At 39.5% G+C, this 22858-nt stretch carries 25 protein-coding genes, 1 riboswitch and 1 other annotated feature; of the genes, 11 read left to right on the top strand and 14 right to left on the bottom strand.

What is annotated here, in order from left to right; genetic code table 11:
- Positions 1-190: 190 nt before the first annotated feature.
- The 4 genes from BJ095_RS14990 to BJ095_RS14975 form a co-directional block, all read right to left on the bottom strand.
- Complete coding sequence (locus tag BJ095_RS14990; protein WP_107936784.1) at positions 191-568, bottom strand: DUF423 domain-containing protein; 378 nt, start codon at positions 566-568, stop codon at positions 191-193.
- 71 nt (positions 569-639) lie between these two features.
- Positions 640-948: a DUF5327 family protein gene (locus tag BJ095_RS14985; protein ID WP_107936782.1), complete on the bottom strand. Its 309-nt coding sequence runs from the start codon at positions 946-948 to the stop codon at positions 640-642.
- Between the two features lie 2 nt (positions 949-950).
- Entirely contained in the window at positions 951-1127 is a 177-nt protein-coding gene (locus BJ095_RS19300; protein ID WP_107936780.1) for a uracil-DNA glycosylase, read from the bottom strand.
- Between the two features lie 205 nt (positions 1128-1332).
- Positions 1333-2013, bottom strand: coding sequence for a uracil-DNA glycosylase (locus tag BJ095_RS14975; RefSeq protein ID WP_107936778.1), 681 nt, complete (start codon positions 2011-2013; stop codon positions 1333-1335).
- A gap of 253 nt (positions 2014-2266) precedes the next feature.
- On the opposite strand from BJ095_RS14975, the gene thiD reads away from it, so the two are divergent.
- From thiD to ilvA, 5 genes are all read left to right on the top strand, one after another.
- Entirely contained in the window at positions 2267-3100 is an 834-nt protein-coding gene (gene thiD / locus BJ095_RS14970; protein ID WP_107936776.1) for a bifunctional hydroxymethylpyrimidine kinase/phosphomethylpyrimidine kinase, read from the top strand.
- A gap of 380 nt (positions 3101-3480) precedes the next feature.
- A complete protein-coding gene (locus tag BJ095_RS14965) occupies positions 3481-3831 on the top strand; it encodes a YojF family protein (protein ID WP_107936774.1) in 351 nt (116 codons plus the stop codon).
- Positions 3832-3845: 14 nt separating this feature from the next.
- Positions 3846-4526, top strand: coding sequence for a bacillithiol biosynthesis deacetylase BshB2 (bshB2, locus tag BJ095_RS14960; protein WP_107936772.1), 681 nt, complete (start codon positions 3846-3848; stop codon positions 4524-4526).
- 243 nt (positions 4527-4769) lie between these two features.
- Positions 4770-6122, top strand: coding sequence for a YjiH family protein (locus BJ095_RS14955; RefSeq protein WP_107936770.1), 1353 nt, complete (start codon positions 4770-4772; stop codon positions 6120-6122).
- A gap of 162 nt (positions 6123-6284) precedes the next feature.
- On the top strand, positions 6285-7547 hold the full coding sequence (gene ilvA / locus BJ095_RS14950) for a threonine ammonia-lyase IlvA (protein ID WP_107936768.1): 1263 nt from the start codon (positions 6285-6287) through the stop codon (positions 7545-7547).
- Between the two features lie 117 nt (positions 7548-7664).
- Here ilvA and BJ095_RS19105 read toward each other — a convergent pair whose 3' ends face one another.
- From BJ095_RS19105 to BJ095_RS14930, 5 genes are all read right to left on the bottom strand, one after another.
- A complete protein-coding gene (locus tag BJ095_RS19105) occupies positions 7665-7826 on the bottom strand; it encodes a hypothetical protein (protein ID WP_181418087.1) in 162 nt (53 codons plus the stop codon).
- Positions 7827-8056: 230 nt separating this feature from the next.
- A complete protein-coding gene (locus BJ095_RS14945; protein ID WP_107936766.1) occupies positions 8057-9016 on the bottom strand; it encodes a nuclease-related domain-containing protein in 960 nt (319 codons plus the stop codon).
- Between the two features lie 150 nt (positions 9017-9166).
- Positions 9167-9964, bottom strand: a complete 798-nt coding sequence (locus BJ095_RS14940; protein ID WP_107936764.1) for an ABC transporter ATP-binding protein — start codon at positions 9962-9964, stop codon at positions 9167-9169.
- Positions 9957-10997: an ABC transporter permease gene (locus BJ095_RS14935; protein ID WP_107936762.1), complete on the bottom strand. Its 1041-nt coding sequence runs from the start codon at positions 10995-10997 to the stop codon at positions 9957-9959. The genes BJ095_RS14940 and BJ095_RS14935 overlap by 8 nt, the downstream gene beginning before the upstream one ends.
- 29 nt (positions 10998-11026) lie before the next feature.
- A complete protein-coding gene (locus tag BJ095_RS14930) occupies positions 11027-12034 on the bottom strand; it encodes an ABC transporter substrate-binding protein (RefSeq protein ID WP_107936760.1) in 1008 nt (335 codons plus the stop codon).
- Between the two features lie 359 nt (positions 12035-12393).
- Positions 12394-12438, top strand: a riboswitch (PreQ1 riboswitch).
- A 9-nt stretch (positions 12439-12447) separates the two neighbouring features.
- On the opposite strand from BJ095_RS14930, the gene BJ095_RS14925 reads away from it, so the two are divergent.
- The 6 genes from BJ095_RS14925 to trpA all read left to right on the top strand — a co-directional run bounded on the left by BJ095_RS14925 (position 12448) and on the right by trpA (position 17965).
- On the top strand, positions 12448-12930 hold the full coding sequence (locus BJ095_RS14925) for a QueT transporter family protein (RefSeq protein WP_107936758.1): 483 nt from the start codon (positions 12448-12450) through the stop codon (positions 12928-12930).
- 225 nt (positions 12931-13155) lie between these two features.
- Positions 13156-13405: a binding site (T-box leader), on the top strand.
- Positions 13406-13488: 83 nt separating this feature from the next.
- The gene (gene trpD, locus BJ095_RS14920; RefSeq protein ID WP_107936756.1) at positions 13489-14526 is read left to right on the top strand and encodes an anthranilate phosphoribosyltransferase; all 1038 of its coding nucleotides are present in this window, start codon (positions 13489-13491) and stop codon (positions 14524-14526) included.
- Positions 14523-15320, top strand: coding sequence for an indole-3-glycerol phosphate synthase TrpC (gene trpC / locus BJ095_RS14915; protein WP_107936754.1), 798 nt, complete (start codon positions 14523-14525; stop codon positions 15318-15320). The genes trpD and trpC overlap by 4 nt, the downstream gene beginning before the upstream one ends.
- A 1-nt stretch (position 15321) precedes the next feature.
- Positions 15322-15942, top strand: coding sequence for a phosphoribosylanthranilate isomerase (locus BJ095_RS14910; RefSeq protein WP_107936752.1), 621 nt, complete (start codon positions 15322-15324; stop codon positions 15940-15942).
- 44 nt (positions 15943-15986) lie between these two features.
- Positions 15987-17177, top strand: a complete 1191-nt coding sequence (gene trpB, locus BJ095_RS14905) for a tryptophan synthase subunit beta (RefSeq protein WP_107936750.1) — start codon at positions 15987-15989, stop codon at positions 17175-17177.
- On the top strand, positions 17174-17965 hold the full coding sequence (trpA, locus tag BJ095_RS14900) for a tryptophan synthase subunit alpha (protein WP_107936748.1): 792 nt from the start codon (positions 17174-17176) through the stop codon (positions 17963-17965). Before trpB ends, trpA begins: the two co-directional genes overlap by 4 nt.
- 200 nt (positions 17966-18165) lie before the next feature.
- Here the strand turns inward: trpA and BJ095_RS14895 are convergent, their stop codons facing one another.
- The 5 genes from BJ095_RS14895 to BJ095_RS14875 all read right to left on the bottom strand — a co-directional run bounded on the left by BJ095_RS14895 (position 18166) and on the right by BJ095_RS14875 (position 22698).
- Complete coding sequence (locus BJ095_RS14895) at positions 18166-19119, bottom strand: L-threonine 3-dehydrogenase (protein WP_107936746.1); 954 nt, start codon at positions 19117-19119, stop codon at positions 18166-18168.
- 433 nt (positions 19120-19552) lie between these two features.
- Complete coding sequence (locus BJ095_RS14890; RefSeq protein ID WP_235867678.1) at positions 19553-20119, bottom strand: integrase; 567 nt, start codon at positions 20117-20119, stop codon at positions 19553-19555.
- A gap of 268 nt (positions 20120-20387) precedes the next feature.
- Complete coding sequence (locus BJ095_RS14885; RefSeq protein ID WP_110561300.1) at positions 20388-20864, bottom strand: KGG domain-containing protein; 477 nt, start codon at positions 20862-20864, stop codon at positions 20388-20390.
- Between the two features lie 194 nt (positions 20865-21058).
- The gene (locus BJ095_RS14880; protein ID WP_146223223.1) at positions 21059-21385 is read right to left on the bottom strand and encodes a YolD-like family protein; all 327 of its coding nucleotides are present in this window, start codon (positions 21383-21385) and stop codon (positions 21059-21061) included.
- A 20-nt stretch (positions 21386-21405) separates the two neighbouring features.
- Positions 21406-22698 carry a Y-family DNA polymerase gene (locus BJ095_RS14875; protein ID WP_181418086.1) on the bottom strand — a complete coding sequence of 431 codons (1293 nt, stop codon included), beginning with the start codon at positions 22696-22698 and terminating at the stop codon, positions 21406-21408.
- Positions 22699-22858 lie beyond the last annotated feature (160 nt).

Raw genomic sequence — 22858 nt, 5'->3', positions numbered from 1 at the left:
CTCCCCTCGCATTTATGTAGTTTCAACAATATATGTTGTTTTCCATAATTTACTCTTGTTATGAATAACTTTATCATGTTTTGACAGGTTTAAATATGAAATTTGTTTGTAAATTCAAAAAATTAAACCTAGTATTTAAGGGATTAAAAAAGAATTACAAGATTTTTTCTCTCGTAATTCCTTCTGAGTACTATTTATTTTTTAGTGTTGTAACTATTATTAGAATCCAGCCTACCAAGAACAGCACACCACCGATTGGCGTAATTGCTCCTAAAATACTGATTCCTGATAGTGCTAAAATATATAGACTTCCCGAAAAGAAGACGATACCTAAATTCATACAGATGGCTGCGATTTTCAGCAGTTTAATCGAACCAAATAGCTTTGGACTCATTAAAATACCAATCGCTACAATCGCCAATGCGTGGAACATTTGGTATTGAACTGCCGTTTCCCAAATTCCTGTACTATAATCATCTAATACACTTTCAAGAGCATGTGCCCCGAACGCACCTAATGCAACTACTAAAAAACCGTGAATTGCACCTGAAATAATTGAACCTTTCATCTTATAACCTCACTTTGTATGTATGACTTTGAAGAACCACTAAAAATTCGGCGATATTAATCTTCCAAGCTTTAGAAGTCGAAAATCGAATCTCCATTCGCATCTTCTTCTTTGATTTTCCCACCGTTTAGCGAGCTTGAATTTTGAATAACGCTTTGTGACTGCGTAGATATCGGGTTTGATTGTATTGGCTGAGCTGCCATATTTGTCATAAAACCATGTGCTTGTGTTGATGCGTTTTTATGTCCGTTAGCTAAGCCAACATTGCATAATGCTCGAATGGCACTTAATTGCTCACGGATGTGCTGCTCATTGGTACTATTTTTACTATTGGCTACAAGCTGCTCAATTTCTATTAACAATGCATGGTAAGAAATCATTTCTACCGCTCCCCCGCTGTTTGTTTAGGTATAAACTGCATACAATCCAGACCCGAGGATTGCTTCACTACTACAGAAGGAAGTTGCTTTGTTTTAAAATTATATGCTGTGCATGATCGAGGGTTTCGCTGATCCCACGTCACCCGAAAATACTGGCATTTAAAACAATTAACCTTCATTACGACTTCCCTACTTTCTATATCAATTTAACAGATTTCAAATACTGTGAAAAGCTATGTGGTATTGAAGCTTGTTTGATTAGTTAAAGCGATCGTGGATGTTCGTTCACTTTAGGTGCGAGTTTGGTGACTTTACGTGCGACTTTTGATTGCTTACGTGCGTCTCTCATCACTTTACGTGCGAGCCGCTCGCCATAACTACCCTCTAATCCTCCAAACACCAATCAATAGGCTTATAACCCCACTCTATTAACTTACTATTAATCTTGGAGAATGGTTTGCTGCCAAAAAATCCGCGATGGGCACTTAATGGACTTGGGTGTGGTGCCTGTAATATAAAATGATGGTTCCCATGCTTTTCAATAATTGCTCGCTTCGTTTGCGCGGGTTTTCCCCATAAAACAAAAATAACAGGATCTTCTCGTTTAGCTAAGCTTTCGATAACAGCATCCGTAAAATGTTCCCAGCCCTGCCCTTTATGCGAATTGGCTTCCCCCTGCCGAACAGTCAACACTGTATTCAATAGGAAAACTCCTTGCTCTGCCCATTTCATTAAATACCCGTTTTTGGGTGTTGGACAGCCTATATCACTCTCCAGCTCTTTAAAAATATTGCGTAAGCTTGGTGGATGCGGAACTCCTTTTTTCACTGAAAAACTCATTCCATGAGCTTGACCTGGACCGTGATATGGATCTTGACCTAAAATGACAACCTTCACATCTTTATGAGCAACTGTGTAAAAGGCACTCATGACTTCTTCCTTAGGTGGATAAACTGTTGTTAGACTATATTGTTCTGCTATAAATTTTCTTAGCTCTAAATAATAGGATTTTTCGAATTCGGGGACTAATATTGCTTCCCAATCGTTATCAAATGTTTTCTTCATCAAAACACCTCTCTTATTAAAACTACTTTATCGTGATAGCTGTTTCAATAGGAGATTCTATTCGAAATCTACCAAATTTGTGAAAACTCTATGCTAGCTAGTGCTTTCAGATTAATTATTTAATATCGATTTGTACTGTACTTGAATTATACTGACCTTATATTTTTTAGAGAAACTGGCTATTTTTATAAAGTCAGAATTATTATATACTTTAGGACATTAATTTCATTATGTAGATGAAGGAGAAACGATTATGGCATTGAAAAAGACATTAACTATAGCAGGTTCCGACGCTTCAGGTGGAGCTGGATTAGAAGCAGATTTAAAGGCTTTTGAAGAGCATGACACTTACGGGATGGCGGCAGTTACAGTGATCGCTACAATGGATCCTGATAACAACTGGAACCACGGTGTATATACTTTACCAATCGATGTCCTACAAGCCCAACTAAAAACGGCATTCTCTACTGGAATCGACGCTTTAAAAACTGGGATGTTATCAACTGAAGAAGTAATCCAAACGACTGGTGAAGCAATCAGTGCAGCTGGTGTTAAAAATGTTGTTATTGACCCAGTTATGGTATGTAAAGGTGAAGATGAAGTATTAAATCCTGGTACTGTAGATGCCATGATTCAATACCTATTACCAAATGCACTTGTCACAACGCCTAACCTTTTCGAGGCAGGTCAGCTTGCACGAACAGGCACTCCTAAAACAATCGAAGAAATGAAAGTAGCCGCTGAGAAAATCAAAGCTCTAGGGGCAAAAAACGTCATTATTAAAGGTGGACGTGCACTAGATACTGAAAAGGCTGTTGATTTATTCTACGATGGTGAAAAATTCTATTTACTTGAAACACCAAAAGTTGAAACAACATATAACCATGGTGCTGGCTGTACTTTTGCAGCAAGTGTAACTGCAAACCTTGCAAATGGATTATCTGTAAAGGATTCAGTATTTGAAGCAAAAGAATTCGTAGCTGCAGGCATTAAGCACGGCTGGAAACTAAACGAATTCGTTGGTCCTGTATACCACGGAGCAAAACCTCGTCTTGGCGCACCAGAAGTAACAATTACAGAAGTCTAAATTTTTTATGTACCAGGAATTTTTTATGTACCAGGTACACAAACGATTCGAAATATTCGAAATCGTTTGTGTACCTGGCACTTTTTATTTAAGCATTTTCTTTTCATAAAGTTGCTAACTTTACTATAATAATTAGTAATGTAGAAATATTGTGGGTGGAGCTTAGGTTTCCTTCACTTGTTTTCGAAATACCTCGACCATGAGCCATATTTCATAGCTCTAAAAGCAGGTTCATTAACAGGTTGGATGTCGATGTTACCAACCTAAGTATATATTTTAACTTTAACTCCCACTTCAGCTTGCTTGTTACTTCCCTTGCTTAAAGGGATATATACACAACGCTCTAGCGCGGAATAATTAGATGTGAAAGGAGAATTAAGATGAAGGAAGTACAAATTAACGAGCTCCAAGAATTGCTTAATTCTTTTGCTAACAAGGATGTTTATATTCATCTAGAAACTACAAATGGAGCGTATGCCTCCCATTTTGATGAAAGAGTATTTAATGCGGGAGCATTTATCCGTAATGCTAAAATTCGTTTCGAATTAGCGAAAATTATCGCTGATCCCCCTCATCGTGTTGGTTTAAAAATGGACCACGGCTGGGTTTATGCACAAGGTATTACCCATTTTGAATTAGATGAAAAAGGCCGATTATTAATGGCTGGATTAGACTTTACAGGGAAACTTGCTGTTGCACTAGAAATTAGTGAAACACCATTTTCTTATTAAGGAGTGGAATTTACATGTCATTACAACCGCAACGTCAAATTTTAGTAATCTTCCCCCATCCTGACGATGAAGCTTTCTCATCTGCCGGAACGATTAGAATGTACCGAAATATGGGTGTCCCAGTTACATACGCATGCTTAACTTTAGGTGAAATGGGACGAAATCTTGGTAACCCGCCATTTGCTACAAGAGAATCATTGCCTGAAATACGCCGTGAAGAGCTAATAGCTGCTTGCGAAGTAATGGGCATTAATGATTTACGAATGATGGGATTACGCGACAAAACCGTTGAATTCGAGGATGATGAGAAAATGGTCAGCCTTGTGAAAGGCTTGATTGATGAGCTTAACCCTTCATTAATTATTACCTTCCTGCCTGGCTACGCAGTACACCCAGATCATGAAGCAACAGCACGAGCAGTATTCGAAACAGTTCGTCGTATGCCAACTGAGGATCGCCCTACGATTTATGCAGTAGGCTTTGCAAACAATACAATTGCCGAAAAAGGTGAACCAACTCTTCAAATCGATGTAAGCAGTGTGAAACTTGAGAAAGTAAAAGCATTACAAGCCCATGCTTCTCAAACAGCGTGGATGATTGAAGAAAATGCAAAACGCGTGGATGATGGCCGCCCGATGAGTGATAGTTGGCTACAATACGAGCGATTTTACGTTATTAACCAGGATATTTTGTAATTTTTATGGAGTAGGATATAATTTCCTACTCCCTTTTTTATGCATTCTATAGTATACTCTTTTTTAGGATCCGAATTTTCAGAAAGTGGTAAAAAATTAGCAAAAACCTTATATTTTCAGGTATATTTCACGTTACATTTTCAGAATAATGCAACTTTTATTAAAGATATTTACACATGTATATAAAGTATATATAGTGTATAAATATACAAAACACATTACATTAGAAAAGGAACATATAATATGACTAAAAAATTCTCTGCATATACATGGTTTCTATTCATCTTTCTTTCATTAGCTGGGATATTCTTATTCATCACGCCCGTTAATACTGGAGATGGTCTAAAGGTACCAATTGCTCTAATGGCAAATGCAATTTCTGCCTATAGCGCTAGCTTCATTCATTGGTTCGCATACATAGTGTTCATAATTGCGGCAGTCGGTGCATTAATTATTAAATTCATTCCAGAAACAGAGGAAAGAACTTTAGTAGATTCTTTATTCCGCGTTAACTGGTTCTGGACAACTATGCGTATTCTAGCTGTAATTTTTGCAAGTATGTTTTTATTCCAGTTCGGCCCTGAAAGCTTTACAAGCGAATACACTGCTGGATTATTAATAACTCCAGAAGGCGGTTTAGTAACAATGATGTTCTCATTGTTCTTGTTTGCAGGCTTACTATTACCTTTACTAACTGATTTTGGTTTACTAGAATTCTTCGGTTCCATGATGGTAAAAATCATGCGTCCACTATTTAAAATTCCTGGACGATCTGCTATCGACTGTTTAGCTTCTTTCGTAGGAGATGGAACAATTGGTGTTTTATTAACAAGTAGACAATATGAGCAAGGCAACTATACGGCTCGCGAAGCTGCAACTATCGCAACAACATTCTCAGTAGTTTCAATTACCTTCTGTTTTGTTGTACTTGATACTGTTAGCTTAAACAATTATTTCTTACAGTTTTATGGCTCTGTTATTTTAGTTTCCATTATTTTGGCATTGATTATGCCACGAATTTTCCCATTAAGTCGAAAGCCTGATACAAATATCGATGGTTCAACTCCGGGTGAGCGTAGTGAAGATGTGCCAGAAGGGTTCAATTCGTTCTCATTTGGTTTACACAGCGCGTTAGCTAAAGCTGAAGATAATAAAAACCTAGGAAAAGTAGTTGGCTCTGGCTTTAAAAACGTTCTAGAAATGTGGTTTGCAATCACACCTGTTATTATGGCATTTGGAACAATTGCTTTAGTTCTTGCTGAATACACAAGCGTCTTCAAAATTTTAGGTATGCCGTTTGAGCCAATCCTAGCTTTACTGCAAATCCCATTTGCTGATCAAGCAGCTCAAACGATGATTGTTGGTTTCGCCGATATGCTACTCCCTTCTATTCTTGGAGCCGGTATTGAATCTGAGTTAACACGCTTCTTCATTGCGACAGTATCTGTAACTCAATTAATTTACATGTCAGAGGTTGGTGGATTGATTTTAGGAACAAAGCTACCACTTAAAATTTGGGATCTATTCTTAATTTTCTTAATCCGTACGCTTATCTCAATTCCAATCATCGCACTTCTTGCACATTTAATCTTTTAATCATGAAGGGCTGGCACCGTTGCCGGTCCTTTTTTTGTTGTTTTGTTAGCAATCAACTTAATTGGTCCAGAATTTTTAGAATTAAAAAATAATTCATAAAAAATGGTTGATTTTATGCTAAAATGAGTCAATGGTTGATTTGAAAACGGAGGTAACAAAACGATGGAAGTTGTCAATTCAAATAGTATTGCTGTGGAAAACGTATTAATCGCACACCAACATTTAAAGGATGTCGTGCTACATACCCCACTCCAAAAGAATGAGTATTTATCTGAAAAGTACAATGCCAATATTTACATCAAACGTGAGGATCTGCAATATGTCCGCTCCTTCAAGCTTCGCGGTGCATTCTATAAAATTAAGAAAATCGAAGAAGAAGCACGTAATAGTGGCGTTGTTTGTGCAAGTGCCGGTAACCATGCACAGGGCGTGGCGTTTGCCTGTGCCCACTTAAATATCAAAGGGACAATTTTTATGCCTTTAACAACACCAAAGCAAAAAATTGACCAGGTTCGCATGTTCGGTCGCAACAATATCGAAATCATTTTAGAAGGCGATACTTTCGATGATTCCGCGAGTGCCGCAAAGGATTATAGCGCTGAGCATGACATGATTTTCATTCATCCATTCGATGATTTAGACATCATTGCTGGACAAGGCACTGTAGCAGTCGAGGTTTTAAACGATATCGAGGAGCCTCTGGATTATATTTTCGGTGGAATTGGCGGCGGTGGTTTAATGGCCGGCATTTCTTCCTATATAAAGAACATCTCCCCCAACACTAAGGTAATCGGCGTTGAGCCTTCTGGTGCAGCTAGCATGAAAGCTGCCTTTGAAAACGGCGGTCCTACTGCACTTGCTAAAATCGATAAATTCTGTGACGGCACAGCAGTTAAATGCGTCGGTACCAAAACTTACGAAATTTGCAGCAAATATTTAGACGATATCGTACTCGTTCCGGAGGGCAAAGTCAGTACAACAATTTTGGATCTATACAATAAACATGCAATCGTCGCCGAGCCTTCTGGTGCACTTCCCGTTTCAGCACTAGATTTCTATGCTGAAGAAATCGTAGGAAAGTCTGTCGTAGTAGTCATCACTGGTGGCAACAACGACATCAGCCGCATGCAAGAAATTAAAGAAAAATCTTTACTGTATGAGGGGCTACTTTATTACTTTATCGTCAACTTCCCTCAACGTGCAGGCGCCCTACGCCAATTCCTAACAGTCGTGCTAGGGCCAAACGATGACATTACAACCTTCGAATACACGAAGAAAAACAACAAAGAAAGCGGTCCAGCTCTAGTCGGCATCGAAGTCGCACATCCCGAAGACTACCAGGGCCTTATCAACCGCCTACGCTTCAACGGCTTCGAATTCACCGAGGTGAATAAAGATAGCCAATTGTTTGGGTTGTTAGTTTAATAGAGATTTGTGGCGGATTTAAACACTCGGAATTTTGATTTCGGGTGTTTTTTTGTTGCGGAGGGGTTTCTCTTTTTATATGCGACTTTTGTTTGTTTACGTGCGAGTTCTCCCTCTTTACTTGCTACTCCCACTTTTACGTGCGACTTTTGTTTGTTTACGTGCGAGTTCTTCCTCTTTAGATGCGACTTTCTTCACTTTACGTGCGACTTCTACTTTTACGCGCACTTTTATTCGTTTACGTGCGAGTTCTCCCTCTTTAGGTGCGACTTTCTTCACTTTACGTGCGACTCCTACTTTTACGTGCGACTTTTATTCGTTTACGTGCGAGTTCTTCCTCTTTAGGTGCGACTTTCTTCACTTTACGTGCGACTCCTACTTTTACGTGCGACTTTTATTCGTTTACGTGCGACTTTCTTCACTTTACGTGCGACTTCTCCCTCTTCACGTGCGACCTCCCCCTTTTACGTGCGCTTCTCATTTTTACATACGTCTCTCTCTATTTCTCGCTATTCAATAAAATCAGGTATCCTATATTTTCTATTTCTATAAGTACCTTGATGCTCTAAGTTTAAATCTTTAATTAACCGAGTTACGGCAAACCGAGACTCTATCCCCAAATACTCCCGTAACTCTCGATTCGAGATCCACTCGCTAATTAAATAGCGATAGTCGGTTAATGCTTCCAAATGCGCTTCTTTACTTTTCATGCCACATTTCGCACATTTGAAGCTGCCGTATTCAAAGAACATTCTACTTTTATATTCACAGTTTTTGCATAGGACGCCTTTTCGTAATTTAGCTTCATTTACTTTGGCTTTCCATTCTTTTCGCTGATGCTGATGCATTAGTTCGGTTTTGAGTTTTTCAAAGAGATTTAGAGGTATTCTTCGTTCTCGATAGTTATTGAATAGTTTATCGAGTTCTGTTTGTAGACCGCTTGCGTGGAAAATTGAATGACCTTTTGGAATAGATCCGATGATTGTGTAATCACTTACGATGATTACAGAAGATTCAACAGGTAAATTTATGTTCATCCCTCGTAACTTCCGAGAAATAAATTCTGTATGGCGTTTGATTTGGTTTAAGGGGTTTCTGAAGGATTCTATTGTTCCTTCTTGGTTTGTTCGGATCAATCGATGTTTCGACTCATCGATATCCAGCCGGCCACCGATGTTCTTTATTTCGATTATCCAAATAAAATGTGGGGTTAAAACAATTGTATCGATTTGATGGGAGTAACCTGCGTGATTATTAGTTTCGTAGCTATGTAGAAGATAATATGGGCTCTGGATAGTTAACTCGCTCCACAGCCTATCTACATGAACTTCTCCGTCATGTCCTTTCTTTTGTGCCATATATTGTTCCTTATAAAAACTATATTCTCTGGCTTCATTTTCTGGGTGCCTTCTCAATACAGCCTCTAAATTTAACAGCTTCCAGGATTTTTGTCTTTTGAGTATTTCCATTCACTTCCCTCCTATCAAACCATTTTATACGCAAAAGTACAATCTAGCAAAAGAGCCTAAATAATCAATTAACCCCAAAACCCCTTTTTTCTGATTAAAAAAGAGATGAAAATTCGACTTTCACGAATTTTCATCTCTCATAAAATTATTTTAGCTCCCTAACAACGCCCTATCGGAGTTCATTTTTTCGCCGCGAATTTTTTCGAACTCGGTCATTAAGTCTGGAATTGTTAAAGTTGGTTTTTTTGCATCATCGATTGATAAAATGATTTGTCCTTTATCCATCATGATTAAACGGTTACCTAAATCGATTGCTTGCTGCATATTGTGGGTAACCATTAAGGTAGTTAGGTTTCCTTCTTCAACCAGCTGCTTAGTCAATCGCGTGATTAGCTCTGCACGTGATGGATCAAGAGCCGCTGTATGTTCATCCAGCAATAAAATCGAAGGCCTTGTAAATGTTGCCATCAAAAGTGACAATGCTTGGCGTTCTCCACCAGACAACATGCCGACTTTTGCATTAAATCGATCTTCAAGCCCTAGACCCAATTTTTCCAAGGATGTTCGGAAGAAATCACGACGTCCACGGCTTACACCGATACGTAACCCTCTTTTTGCATTACGTGAATAGGCAATAGCCAGATTCTCCTCAATCGTCATTGATGGAGCCGTTCCTGCCATAGGATCCTGGAAGACACGCCCGATAAACTGAGAACGTTTGTATTCGGGTAATCTCGTTACCTCTTTGCCGTCAATCGTTACTGCGCCAAAGTCAGGTGTTAGTGCTCCGGAAATCATATTCATCATCGTGGACTTTCCGGCACCGTTACTTCCGATGATTGTTACAAAATCGCCTGGTGCTAAATGTAGATTAATATTATCCAAGGCGATTTTTTCATCAGGTGTTGCTTCATTAAAAATCTTATTTATGCCCTCTAATTTAAGCAAGGTTCTTCCCTCCCTGCAGTCGCGTTATTTCTCTATGCTGCTCTAGTCGTTCCATCTGTCTTTTCTCTTTACGTTTCTTCTCGCGACGCTTATCTACTAGCTGTGGAATGACTAATGCCAAAATTACAATAATCGCGGTAATTAGCTTCATGTCGGATGTATCTAACCAATCGATACGTAAAGCGACCGCATAAATAATTCGATAAATAATTGCCCCTGCAACAACTGCTAGCGTCGTGCGGAAAATCGTCTTTGTGCCGAAAATGGCTTCTCCGATAATTACCGAGGCAAGACCGATTACTATCATCCCAATTCCCATGTTGGCATCGGCAAATTTTGCATATTGAGCGATTAAAGCTCCAGAAAATGCAACTAGGGCATTTGAAAGACCTAGCCCTAATACGATTAAACCATCCGTGTTAGCAGAAAAGCTGCGAATCATTCTCTTATTGTCGCCTGTTGCACGAATCGCCAATCCTACCTCCGTTTTTAAGAACCAATCTGCAATAAACTTGATGATAAGTGTAATGATTAACACTACTAAAATGGTCCCCCAAGTGGATGGTGCTGGACTAATCCCTAACGTATTCTTGATAAAGCTTGTTAGAGCAGCATCGATCCCCAAATTACTCCAAAACACTTGAAACTGTGAAAAAATTGTATCAGCGTTCATCAATGGAATATTAGGTTTCACAATTGCATTTTCTGCAGATAATCCCATAATACGAAGATTGATGGAATACAAAGCAATCATCATTAAAATCCCTGACAGTAATGGATTTATCTTTCCTTTTGTGTGTAGAAGACCTGTCATACATCCTGCAATAAATCCAGCAACTATTGCCAATAATGTAGCTAGTATCGGGTGGTAGCCGAGCGCAATCATCATTGCTGCAGTAGCTGCCCCGGTTACGAAGCTTCCATCGACCGTTAAATCCGGAAAATCTAACACCCGGAATGTTAGATACACTCCGAGTGCCATAATTGCATAGATGATTCCTTGCTCAACCGAACCGAACAATGCTGTAAACATATTGAATCATCTCCTAATTTACTTTTTATTTATTCGTAGATTTCTGCATTCCAAGACTCTTGAATTTCAAGACCTAAGCCTTCAGCAGTTCCTTTATTGATAAGTAATTTTAAGTTAGCTGGGTAAGCAGCTGGAATTTCTGAAGGAGTTGCTTCTCCATTAAGGATTTTCACTGCCATTTGTCCCGCTTCAAAACCGATATCATAGTACTCGAAGCCATAAGCACCTAACCCGCCACGTTCTACAGAATCTAACTCACCCACCATTAGTGGAAGCTCGTTAGCATTTGCCACATCGACAACGGATTCTAGTGCTGATACTACTGTGTTATCAGTGATAATATATAGAGAATCAACCTTACCGATTAGTGATTCAGTTGCTTGTTTCACCTCAGCTGAAGTAGAAACGGCTGCTTCCTCTAATTCGATACCAGCTTCTCCTAATAAAGTTTTTACTTGTTCAATTTGTGCTACAGAGTTTTGTTCACCCGTGTTGTAAACTGTCCCTACTTTTTTCGCACCTAATTCATCCTTTAAAAAGGCTACAGTGTTTGCAATTGTATCAGGGTGTAAATCGATTGTACCTGTTACATTTCCTCCTGGTGCTTCCATTGACTCGATTAACTCGGAGCCTACTGCATCTGTCACCGATGTGAAAATAAGAGGAATATCTGAAGTTGCCCCTTTAACGGCTTGAGCTGAAGGTGTTGAATTCGCGAAAATTAAATCTACGCCTTCATTTACTAAGTTTTGAGCAATTGTCATGTTCATGCTTTGATCGTTTTGTGCGTTCTCTTCAACAAATTCTACATTTAAGCCAGCCTCTTCTAATGCTGCTTTGAAACCTTCCGTGGCTGCATCTAATGATGGATGCTCCACAATTTGTGTGATTCCTACTTTAAATGTTTTTCCTTCTTCGCTTGTTCCAGTACTAGAATCTGCTGTGGAATCAGTAGATGTTTCGCTACTACCACAAGCTGCCAATAAAAGCCCCAATCCAGCTAATAAGAACGAAAGCTTTTTCGTACTATTTTTCATGATATTTCCCCCTAATTCTTCTCTGTATCTAACCTGACTCTTTTTGAATAAATATCCTATTCTATTTTTCATTATTCAAAAAATTATAGTTTGTCGATTATATTACAGCGAACCATTTTAATAGTCAATAACATTTAGAATGTTCTGAATTCTACATTCATCAAATACTTCTTCCAACAAAGTAATTTGTCGCTTTAAACCGCTAAAGTACACCTTTTAACCGTTAATTTTATTATTTCAATAAAACAAAAATCCTGTGACATTTTTTCGACAATTCTCAGTTCTTGTCAGTTCCCCCTTTTTCCTCATGTTAATTTGACATTTATACAAAACTATAATATTATATCTCTCTGTGCTCTTTTCACGTGGTTCGAGAACCTCCCACGAAAAAAAACTAAGGAGAAATGATATAGATGAAAGTAAAATTTTTAGCAACGACAGGGATTATTGCAGCTCTTTATATTGCTGTTACCATGTTAGTTGCACCATTTGGATTTACGGAAATTCAATTCCGAGTTTCTGAAATGTTTAATCACCTAGTAGCGTTTAACCCACGCTTTTCTATTGGGATTATTCTTGGCGTATTTATCGCCAACCTTTTCTCACCACTAGGCGTTTACGATTTAGTGTTCGGTGTAGGTCACTCAATTATTACACTTGCAATCTTTATCTTGATTTGTAAGTTTGTAAAAAATATCATGCTGCGACTAATCATTAACACGTTCCTATTTACGTTTACAATGTTTATCATCGCATTCGAGCTAAACCTTGCATTAGAGCTACCTTTCCTTTGGACATGGTTAACTTGTGCAATCGGTGAATTCGCCGTGCTAGCAATTGGTGTGCCAATTATGCATCTATTAAATAAACGATTAAACTTTAAAGATTTGATTTAATGATAAAACCGAGAGCGAAAAGCATCGATTATTATAAGGAGAGTTTCCTATAATAACAGCCTGCTTCTTTGCTCTCGTTTTTTATTTTGTCTATTTGTCAGAAAACATTGACAAAGCAATCGATTACCTCTACAATTCTATTTAATTAATTGTTCGGATACGGTAGCAGGTTGCGAGAGCGCGACCACCGTTTGAGCAAAGCAGAGCTTAGATGAGAATAGCAGAGACAAATTGATGAATAAGAATAGTAGCGGTTTTAGAGCGCTTTAGAGAGCTAGTGGTTGGTGGAAACTAGTGCGGGCGAAATCGTGAATGGGCCTTATGAGAGTAGCTAGCATTTGTTAGCTGACGTATTTCCTACGTTACAAGGAAGTGTTTTTACATTATTTGGTTCGCTCTCTATGTAAAAACACGCCAAGTGGAAGTATGCAAGTACTTCAACAGAGGTGGCAACGCGGTATCGATCGTCCTCTACGAAAGGGATTTCCTTTTGTAGAGGACTTTTTTATTGTCCAATTCTAGCCTGCTAATTCCAAATTTTTAGGAGGATGAAACAAAATGACAATCTACTCTTTCACAAGTCAGGTAAAGGAAAATCAGAGCTTATCCTACGACGAAATGCTTCAAGCCGCAGAATTAATTTTTAATGAGAAAACGCCAAAAGAAGCGATTGCCGAATTTTTAATTGCTTTAAGCAATAAAAAAGAGACTACTGAAGAAATTGCAGCTCTTGCAACGGTTATGAAATCCTATGCACTTTCCCTCAATCTCGCTGCTGGCAACTATCTTGATAATTGCGGCACGGGTGGCGACGGTCTACAGAGCTTCAATATTAGTACAACATCCGCCTTTGTAATAGCAGCGAATGACGTGTCCGTTGTTAAGCATGGTAACCGTAAAATTTCCAGTGCTTCTGGAAGCTCCGATGTTTTACAGGCTCTTGGGATTTATACAGATTTTACGATGGAGGATTCGATCGATTTATTAAATAAAACAGGCATCACCTTCCTTCACGCTCCAAACGTTCATCCAAAGCTTAAACGTATTGGTGAGGTACGCCGTTCAATTGGAAAACCTACTATTTTTAATCTAGTTGGACCTTTAACAAACCCGGCTAATTTAACAACTCAGCTTGTTGGGATTAATCGACCTGAATTCGTTCACGATTATGCGAGGGTACTTAAGCTTTTAGGGCGCAAACGAGCAATAGTGGTTTCTGGTACTCAAGGGATGGATGAAGCTTCTCTTGATTCTGACAATACTCTTGCCCTTCTTGAAAATGGCGAGGTTAAATCACTAAATATCGATATTGAAGAGCTAGGCATAGCCCCTGCCCCAGTAACTGCATTACGCGGCGGTACACCTGAAGAAAATGCGATTATTTTAAGAGAGTTATTGAATGGGAAACAGAGTGCCTATTTTGATGCCGTTTTATTGAACACCGGCTTAGCCTTATTTGCAAACGGTAAGGTGAGTTCTGTTTTAGATGGCATTGAATTAGCCCGAGATAGTATTTTAACTGGGAAAGCATTAGCTAAATTAGAGTCAGTAGTTGAATACAGTCAAAGCTATTTAAAGGAGCGTGCAGTGCAATGACTATTTTGCAAAGAATTTTAGACCATAAAGCCACACTCATTCCTTCTCTTTTAGAGAATTCGCCCTTTTTCTCGGTGGAGCCAAAATCGCGCCCTTCTTTATATGAAGTTTTACAAAAAGCCGACACATTACAAGTAATCTCGGAAATGAAACGCGCCTCTCCTTCTAAGGGGCTTATTAACGAAGGAGCAAGCCCTATAGAGCAGGCTAAAAAATATGAGCAAGCTGGTGCAGCCTGTATCTCAGTTTTAACAGAAGATAAATTTTTCAAGGGCTCCTATCAGGATTTAGTGGACGTCGCTAATAATGTGGACATCCCGGTTTTAAATAAAGATTTCATTATTCACGAGGTGCAAATCGATTATGCAAAGGCAGCTGGTGCCTCTGTAATTTTACTGATTGTTGCTGCTTTATCAGATGAAAAATTAAATGCATTTTACACCTACGCAAGTGTATTAGGACTGGATGTTTTAGTTGAAGTGCACAACGAAAAGGAATTGGGTCGTGCGTTAGCCATTCGACCTAAAATTATCGGCGTGAATAATCGCGATTTAAAAACCTTCCACTTAGATTTAGCTCAAACTGAAAAATTGGCAAATATCATCAACGAACATGAGGATATTGCCTTTATCAGCGAAAGTGGCATTTGGACTGCTACCGATGCACAGCGCGTTGCTAAAGCTGGTGCACAGGGTGTTTTAGTTGGGGAATCCCTTATGGTAAGCGGAAACGTAGAGGAAGCTCTCACTGCATTGCAGGTTCCCCTTCCCTCGCTTCTAAAGGAAGTGAAGTAATATGGTGAAGGTGAAAATTTGTGGACTTATGGAAGAGAAACATCTTCAGGCAGCTGTAGACGCTGGTGCTACTTGGATAGGATTTATGTTCGCAAAAAGTAAGCGTCAAATTTCTATTGAACGAGCTAGTAAGCTGGCTAAGCTGATTCCCTCCCATGTACAAAAAGTTGGTGTTTTCGTGAATCCAGCTGAAGAAGAGGTTCACAATGCAGTCGAAGCTGTCGGACTAGATTACGTTCAATATCACGGATGCGAGGGTCCTTCATTTATCAATAATCTAGGCTACCCTGCTATCAAGGCTATTTCTATTCGTAGCTACGAGGACGTTGAAAAAGCGAGTCACTATGATGTCGATTACTACCTATTTGATGCACCAGGTACAAATTATGCAGGTGGAAGTGGTCATGTGTTTGATTGGTCGTTACTAGATGAACTTTCGATCCCTAAGAACCGTGTCATCTTAGCAGGTGGACTTAATAGCGAGAACGTCAGTCGTGCCATCTCCCAAGTGGAACCTTTCGGCGTTGATGTCTCAAGCGGTGTTGAGAAGGATGGGAGCAAGGATAGCGATTTAATTAAACGATTTATAGAAACAGCAACAACTACAAGTGTATTGAAATAAAAATGCGACCCGCTTTTAAAGCAGGCGTTAAGGAGTGAATTGGGATGACAACTGGAGTAAAAGGACGTTTCGGTCGTTTCGGTGGACAATTTGTTCCAGAAACATTAATGACCGCTTTACAAGAATTAGATGAGGCCTATGACAAGGTAAAGAATGATGAAGCCTTTCAGGAAGAGCTTCACTACTACTTAAAAAATTATGTCGGCCGAGAAACACCTCTTTATTTTGCTGAACGTTTAACAAAGGAATGTGGCGGAGCAAAAATCTATTTAAAACGTGAAGATCTGAACCATACAGGTGCACATAAAATCAATAATGCTTTAGGGCAAGCACTCCTTGCCAAGCGAATGGGGAAGAAAAAAATCGTTGCTGAGACTGGGGCTGGTCAGCACGGTGTTGCCACTGCGACAGCCTGTGCGCTTCTCAATCTAGAATGTATCGTTTACATGGGTGCTGAGGATGTAAAACGCCAGGCTCTAAACGTTTTTCGCATGGAGCTTCTTGGAACAAAAGTGGTTGCAGTGGAAAAAGGCTCTGCTACTTTAAAGGATGCTGTAAACGAAGCCTTACGTCACTGGGTAACAAATATAGATGATACGCATTATATTTTAGGATCCGCAATGGGCCCTCACCCCTTCCCTACGATTGTTCGTGATTTCCAGCGTGTCATTGGTGATGAAACACGTGCTCAAATTTTAGAGACTGAAAATCGCTTACCAGATGCCATCGTTGCGTGTATTGGTGGAGGAAGTAACTCGATTGGTATGTTCTACCCATTTGTTGAAGATAAAGATGTTGCATTGCATGGGGTAGAGGCTGCGGGTAAGGGCATTGAGACGGGTAAACATGCCGCCGCTATTTACAGTGGGCAAACTGGTGTATTACATGGGGCTTTTATGTATCTATTACAGGATGAAGATGGCTTTGTACAAGAAGCCCATTCCATTTCTGCCGGGCTAGATTATCCAGGTGTCGGTCCGGAGCACTGTCATCTGCATGATATTGGTCGCGCAACCTATGGCAACGTTACTGATGAAGAAGCACTTGAAGGCTTGAAGCTACTTTGCCGAACTGAAGGTATTCTTCCTGCTCTTGAGAGTGCCCATGCCGTCTATTATGCTTCAAAGCTAGTAAAAACAATGGCTCCAGATGATATCTTAGTCATTTGCTTATCTGGCCGCGGTGACAAAGATGTCCACACAATTTCAGAAGCACTTGGAGGTGACCTAGCATGAGTCAATTAAAGGATGCAATTTTATCGGTTACGGCTTCAGGTGATAAGGCATTTATTCCATATATTATGGCTGGTGATGGCGGCTTAGAGAAATTAAAGCCGATCATTCTGAGACTTCAAGAGCTTGGTGTGACTGCAATCGAGGTTGGCATACCATTTACTGATCCTGTCGCAGATGGTCCAACTATTGAAAGAGCTGGCGAACGTGCTTTAGCAAGCGGTACTACTTTACGCAAAGTAATTGAAACCCTAACTAGCTTTGCAGATGAAATCACAGTTCCACTTGTTGCCATGACTTATTTAAATCCGATTTTAGCTTATGGCGTGGAACAGTTTGCTGCTGACGCGAGTGTGGCAGGTATTCGTGGTTTAATAATCCCAGACATGCCCTTAGAGGAAAGTGAAGTCGTCCATCCTGCCCTAACTGCTGCTGAAATTTCTCTTGTACAGCTCGTTTCTTTAACTAGCACACCCGAACGCATGGAACGTTTAACGAAAGCAAGTGAAGGCTTTATCTACGCAGTTACTGTAAATGGTATTACTGGTGCACGTTCAAGCTTTGCTAATGAACTAGAGGCGCATTTTAAAAAAATTCAATCCTACACTGACACTCCTGTGTTAGCTGGCTTTGGGATTTCAACAGCAACTCACGTAAAAGACTTTGGCTCGTTTTGCAGCGGTGTGATTGTCGGAAGTAAAATTGTTGATAGCCTAGTTGCCGAGGATTGGGAGGCGATTGAGGAATTAGTTAAAGCCTCTAAGTTGGCTGCAAATGAAGTTGGAATTTAAAATATTGGATTTAGTGTAAGGCTAATTCTGAGTTGTCGGGATTTTGGAGTGAAGTGTCGGAATTATCCTCAAAAGTATCAGTATTCACGCTGAAACTGTCGGAATTCCTGTCCAAACTGTCGGAATCCAAGCTCCCTCAATCTCAAATTCAAAAAAGTGTGTGACCTAGTTTTTTTTCTAACTAAGTCTCACACTTTTATTTATGAAATGGCTTTTTGATTTAATTTTACTTTTAATTTTTCTAGCATATCGATTGTCATTTTTTCTAAATCGAAGTCTGCTTTGAAGCCCCACTCTTCTACTGCTGCTGAAGAGTCGATGGCGTTTGGCCAGCTGTCTGCAATTGCTTGGCGGACAGGGTCTACGGTGTAATCCATTTTAAAGGATGGGATGTGCTTTTTAATTTCAGCCGCGATTTGCGAAGGCTCAAAGCTCATTGCTGAAATATTAAAGGCATTTCGATGCTTCAATTTCGAGCCATCTGCCTCCATTAAATTCACAATTGCTTGCAGGGCATCCGGCATATACATCATATCCATGTAAGTTCCCTCTGCAATATATGATGTGTAACGCCCTTGCTCTACCGCTTTATAATAAATATCTACTGCATAATCCGTAGTACCACCACCAGGAGGGGTAGCATATGAAATTAACCCTGGGAAACGGACGCCGCGCGTATCTACGCCAAAACGATTAAAATAGTAATCACATAATAGCTCTCCCGCTACCTTGTTGACACCATACATCGTAGTTGGACGTTGCAGCGTATCTTGAGGTGTGTTGTCCTTAGGTGTTGATGGACCAAATGCACCGATTGAGCTTGGCGTAAAGAACTGTAAATCTAACTCACGTGACACTTCAAGTGCGTTCATTAACCCACCCATATTCAAATTCCATGCAAATAGTGGATTCTTTTCGGCTGTTGCTGATAATAACGCAGCCATATGAATCATTGTATCTGCCTCAAAATCCTTCGATAGCTCATACATTTTCTTCGCGTCCGTTACATCCAATAATTCAAACGGTCCACAAATGTCTTCTGGTTTACGAATATCTGTAGCTAGGACATTATCCTCACCATATATATCACGCAATTTCACAGTCAGTTCTGACCCAATTTGTCCTAAAGCACCCGTGACAATAATTTTTTTCATGTCGCACCCTCCCTTGATGTTAAAAAAGCTTTTTTGTCTATTTAACTTTCATTTTTCAAATTTTCAAAACTCTTATCTACACAAACAAATGTACATTCCAAAAATACAACTAAACACTGTTATATCAACGTTTATAGCGATTTTTATTATACTTCGTTCTTTTATAAAAGACAATATATAATTTTTAGTCTTTTCTATTAACTACCCCTTCTATCATATGCAACTCGTTAAAATTGGGTATTTAACATAAGCGGCACCCTACTATTTACACTTAAAATTTCATTTATTTACCCTTATTACAGAACAAAAAAAGCACCATGATTGTTTGTGCATAAACAATCATTGATGCATCAATTTATAAGGTGGTTTCACTCTTGCTAAAATGGGAATAAACATTAAAAAGAGCCCGCTCATGGCATCTACTACCCGAAATTTATACGGATTGCAGACTTTTTTCCTTGACTAGGCTGTAAATAGATAAATCTTCTTTATATAGGTTTTTATATGTAGCCAGACTTTGATTTTTAATCAGTTCGAATGTTACTTCATCAATCATTTGTACTGCTTCATTTAGTTGCTTTGCATTTTGCCAAGCAGTCTCTTCAAAGACGATGTTCATTTCATGCTCTTCTAAAATGATACCTAGGAGATGCTCATTTGTATAAAGCTCCACATCCGAATGATTCTTTTTTATTTCCATAATCTCTAATGTTCGATCAAGGGATTTCTGTAATGCCTCTCGATCTATCGCATGCCCAAGCTCGTGCATAGTTAACGCTCTTACATATTGCTCGAATGGAATAGCTGCTTCTATTTCCTGCCATGCCTCCACTAAACGTTCCGCATCAAACCCCACACAGTTACTAATAAAATTATATGTCATATTGATTCCAGATTCATCCTGCTTTAACTCATTCGTCATTCCTACAGCCAGAATCGTAGAAGCAATTAAATTATAAAGATAATTGTCATTGTAGTAGTCTTGCATATTGTTTCTCATTTCCCCTTTATAAGTCGGATTCCCAAAACATTCGCCATCACAGCATCAACGAGATTCAATATATCTTAATCGTAGGTAAGTTTCAAGCAACCAATTTAGCAAAATTTTGAAATTATAGCTTGTTTCAGCCTTGATTTAAAGGGATTTTCATTTTATAAAAATAAAAAAAGGGATATTCGAAAGCCTATTTCAGCTTCCAAATATCCCTTTTCGTAAGTGGTTATTTCTAAATATTAGGTAATAGTGGGATTACTAGTTTAGTAATAGTTTATTTATCATTCTTTTTACTGCTACGGCTGCGTCTACTGGCCTCGCCGCCTTTTCGACCCGCTTCTTCACGGCTCATTTTGCTGTTGTTGTCATTGTCTCGATTGCTTCTCGTATTGTTATCATTATCGCGGTTAGTGTTGTTGTTATTTTGAGTGGCTTCTCCGCCTTTACGGCCGATTTCTTCATAGAATTCCTCACCGCGGTTTTCGGAAGTAGCCTCGCCGCCCTTACGACCAATTTCTTGGAAGAATTCTTTGCCATGAGTTTCTGCAGTAGTTTCTCCACCCTTACGACCGATTTCTTCATAGAACTCTCTGCCGTGGTTTTCTGCAGTCGCTTCCCCGCCTTTTCGACCGATTTCTTCATAGAATTCTCGATCGTGATTTTTGGAGGTAGCTTCTCCACCCAAGCGTCCCGCTTCTTGAACAGTCATTTTTCCATTCTTGTTATCGTTCTTATTGCGTTTGTTAGCCATTTCTAATTCCTCCTAAAAATTTTATTTGCTTATTGGGATAAGCTTATTGGATATATTCCCAGGAGGTATAGAGATAAACATGTCCACAACATTTTCTTACCAAATTCATGTTAATATTACACCGGAAAACCTGTAATTGTGAGGACTTTCGATTGATTATTACAATTTCTTTGCACTTTCATATCAAAAACAAGCTATTCGTACTTGGTTAAACCTACGATAAATTGAAAAGGAAATCTACGGCCGTCCTCCAAATAGAGCATTCTTTTTATGTCATCGAGCTTAGAGATAATACCTGTTGCCGTAAAGATATGTGCGGCTTCCCAAATCTTCAGCTCCACTTGCATATGATCCCTGCATGCAATTTGTAATTGCTCACTAAGCTCTTGAAGTGCCCATTCATCTAACTCGGGTTTTTCAACATCCTCGTTCCTTTCCTGCCACTCTCGAAGCAATTTTACATGCTCAGGTAACATCATCGCATTCCATTTAATATTTCCACGATCCCGAATCACTTTCATCACCTCTTCCTATATAATGGCTAGATTTTATGTCCCCCTAGAAGCTGGGCACGCTTAATAGCCGTTCCCGCTTCCGTATAAGAAACAGCACGTAAAACCGCTGCTGAACCATATCTTGTTCGCAAATAATCCATTGTCGCGCCGAGCTTTCGCCTTTTCCATTTTTTATTGTCAAACAGACTAAGCTGTATGGAGCGTTCCGATTCTAATTTCGAGATACTAATTGAAATTTGCCTTGCTGGTCGCTCTGCGTAATGCTCATCAAATAACTCCTTACATACTTTAAAAATCTTCATCGTATCATTTGTCGGTTCATCGATGGTGCGAGCACGATTAAAGCCTCCACCAAAGGCGTCCTTACTATAGCTAAGACCAAGCGTAATCGTTCTCCCGGCTTGCCCGGCTTCTCTCGCTCTCCTTGCGACATCTTCACACATCTCCAGAATGACGGCTAGAATCTCATTTCGATTGCGATAATCACGCATCAATACCTGCCCTTTCCCAAAGCTAATTTGCCCTTGTGCAAGCGGTGCACCAAGTGGAGATAGATCAATTCCCCATGCATGATGATAAAGCTGATTTCCCATAATACCAAAGTGATCTTCTAAGGTTTTTAGGTCTGCCTGAGCTAAATCCCCAACCGTAAAAATCCCCATATTGTTCAGGGAAAGCTCTGTTCTCCGGCCAATTCCCCACATTTCTGACAGGGGCGAGATCGACCAAAGCTTTTTCGGCACATCTTCATATGTCCATTTTGCAAAACCCGTCTTTTTCGCATCTAAATCAAGGGCAAGCTTTGCCATAAGCATATTTGGACCCATTCCGACCGCGCTTGGAATTTGAAATTGTCGAAGAATGCTATCCTGAATAACCTTAGCCGTCTCTTCGGGAGGTCCCCATAGCTTCTCAGTTCCAGTGAGATCAACAAAGCTCTCATCTATGCTGTAAACGTGGATGGCTTCTTTTGGGACAAACTGATTAATTAAATCGGTAATTTCCATTGACATACGTACAAAAAACTCCATTTTCGGCTCGAATAAACGGATATCAGGATGCTTAGGGATTTCAAAAAGACGCGAGCCCGTTTTGATGCCAAAGCGTTGTTTCATAGGTGGTGACGCAGCAAGTACAATACTCCCCTTTTGCTGGAAATTCCCTACAACCGCAATCGGCACTTCAAGCGGATTAATATTTTCTAGCATTGCCATACAGCTTGCAAAAAAGCAGCGCATATCAATACACATAATTGAACGATTCGGCGCCTGTTCGTAAATTTTAAAAGCATCTGCAGTAGTAGCACGATAATCATCCATCCTCAGAGCATTTCCACACATCTTCTCCACCTCTCAATTCGTACGAACAGTATATGCGAACGTTTGTTCTTTTATTCATTCTAAAATGAGACCATTGAGACGGCAAGAGGAATTATTTGGAGAATTTTGTTGAACCTAAACAACTTTGCCAAAATGAATA

The sequence above is a fragment of the Ureibacillus chungkukjangi genome, assembly GCF_003217295.1.
Lineage (GTDB): Bacteria > Bacillota > Bacilli > Bacillales_A > Planococcaceae > Ureibacillus > Ureibacillus chungkukjangi.
Note: the sequence above shows the minus strand (reverse complement) of the source record. Positions and strands in the feature narration are given on the sequence as shown.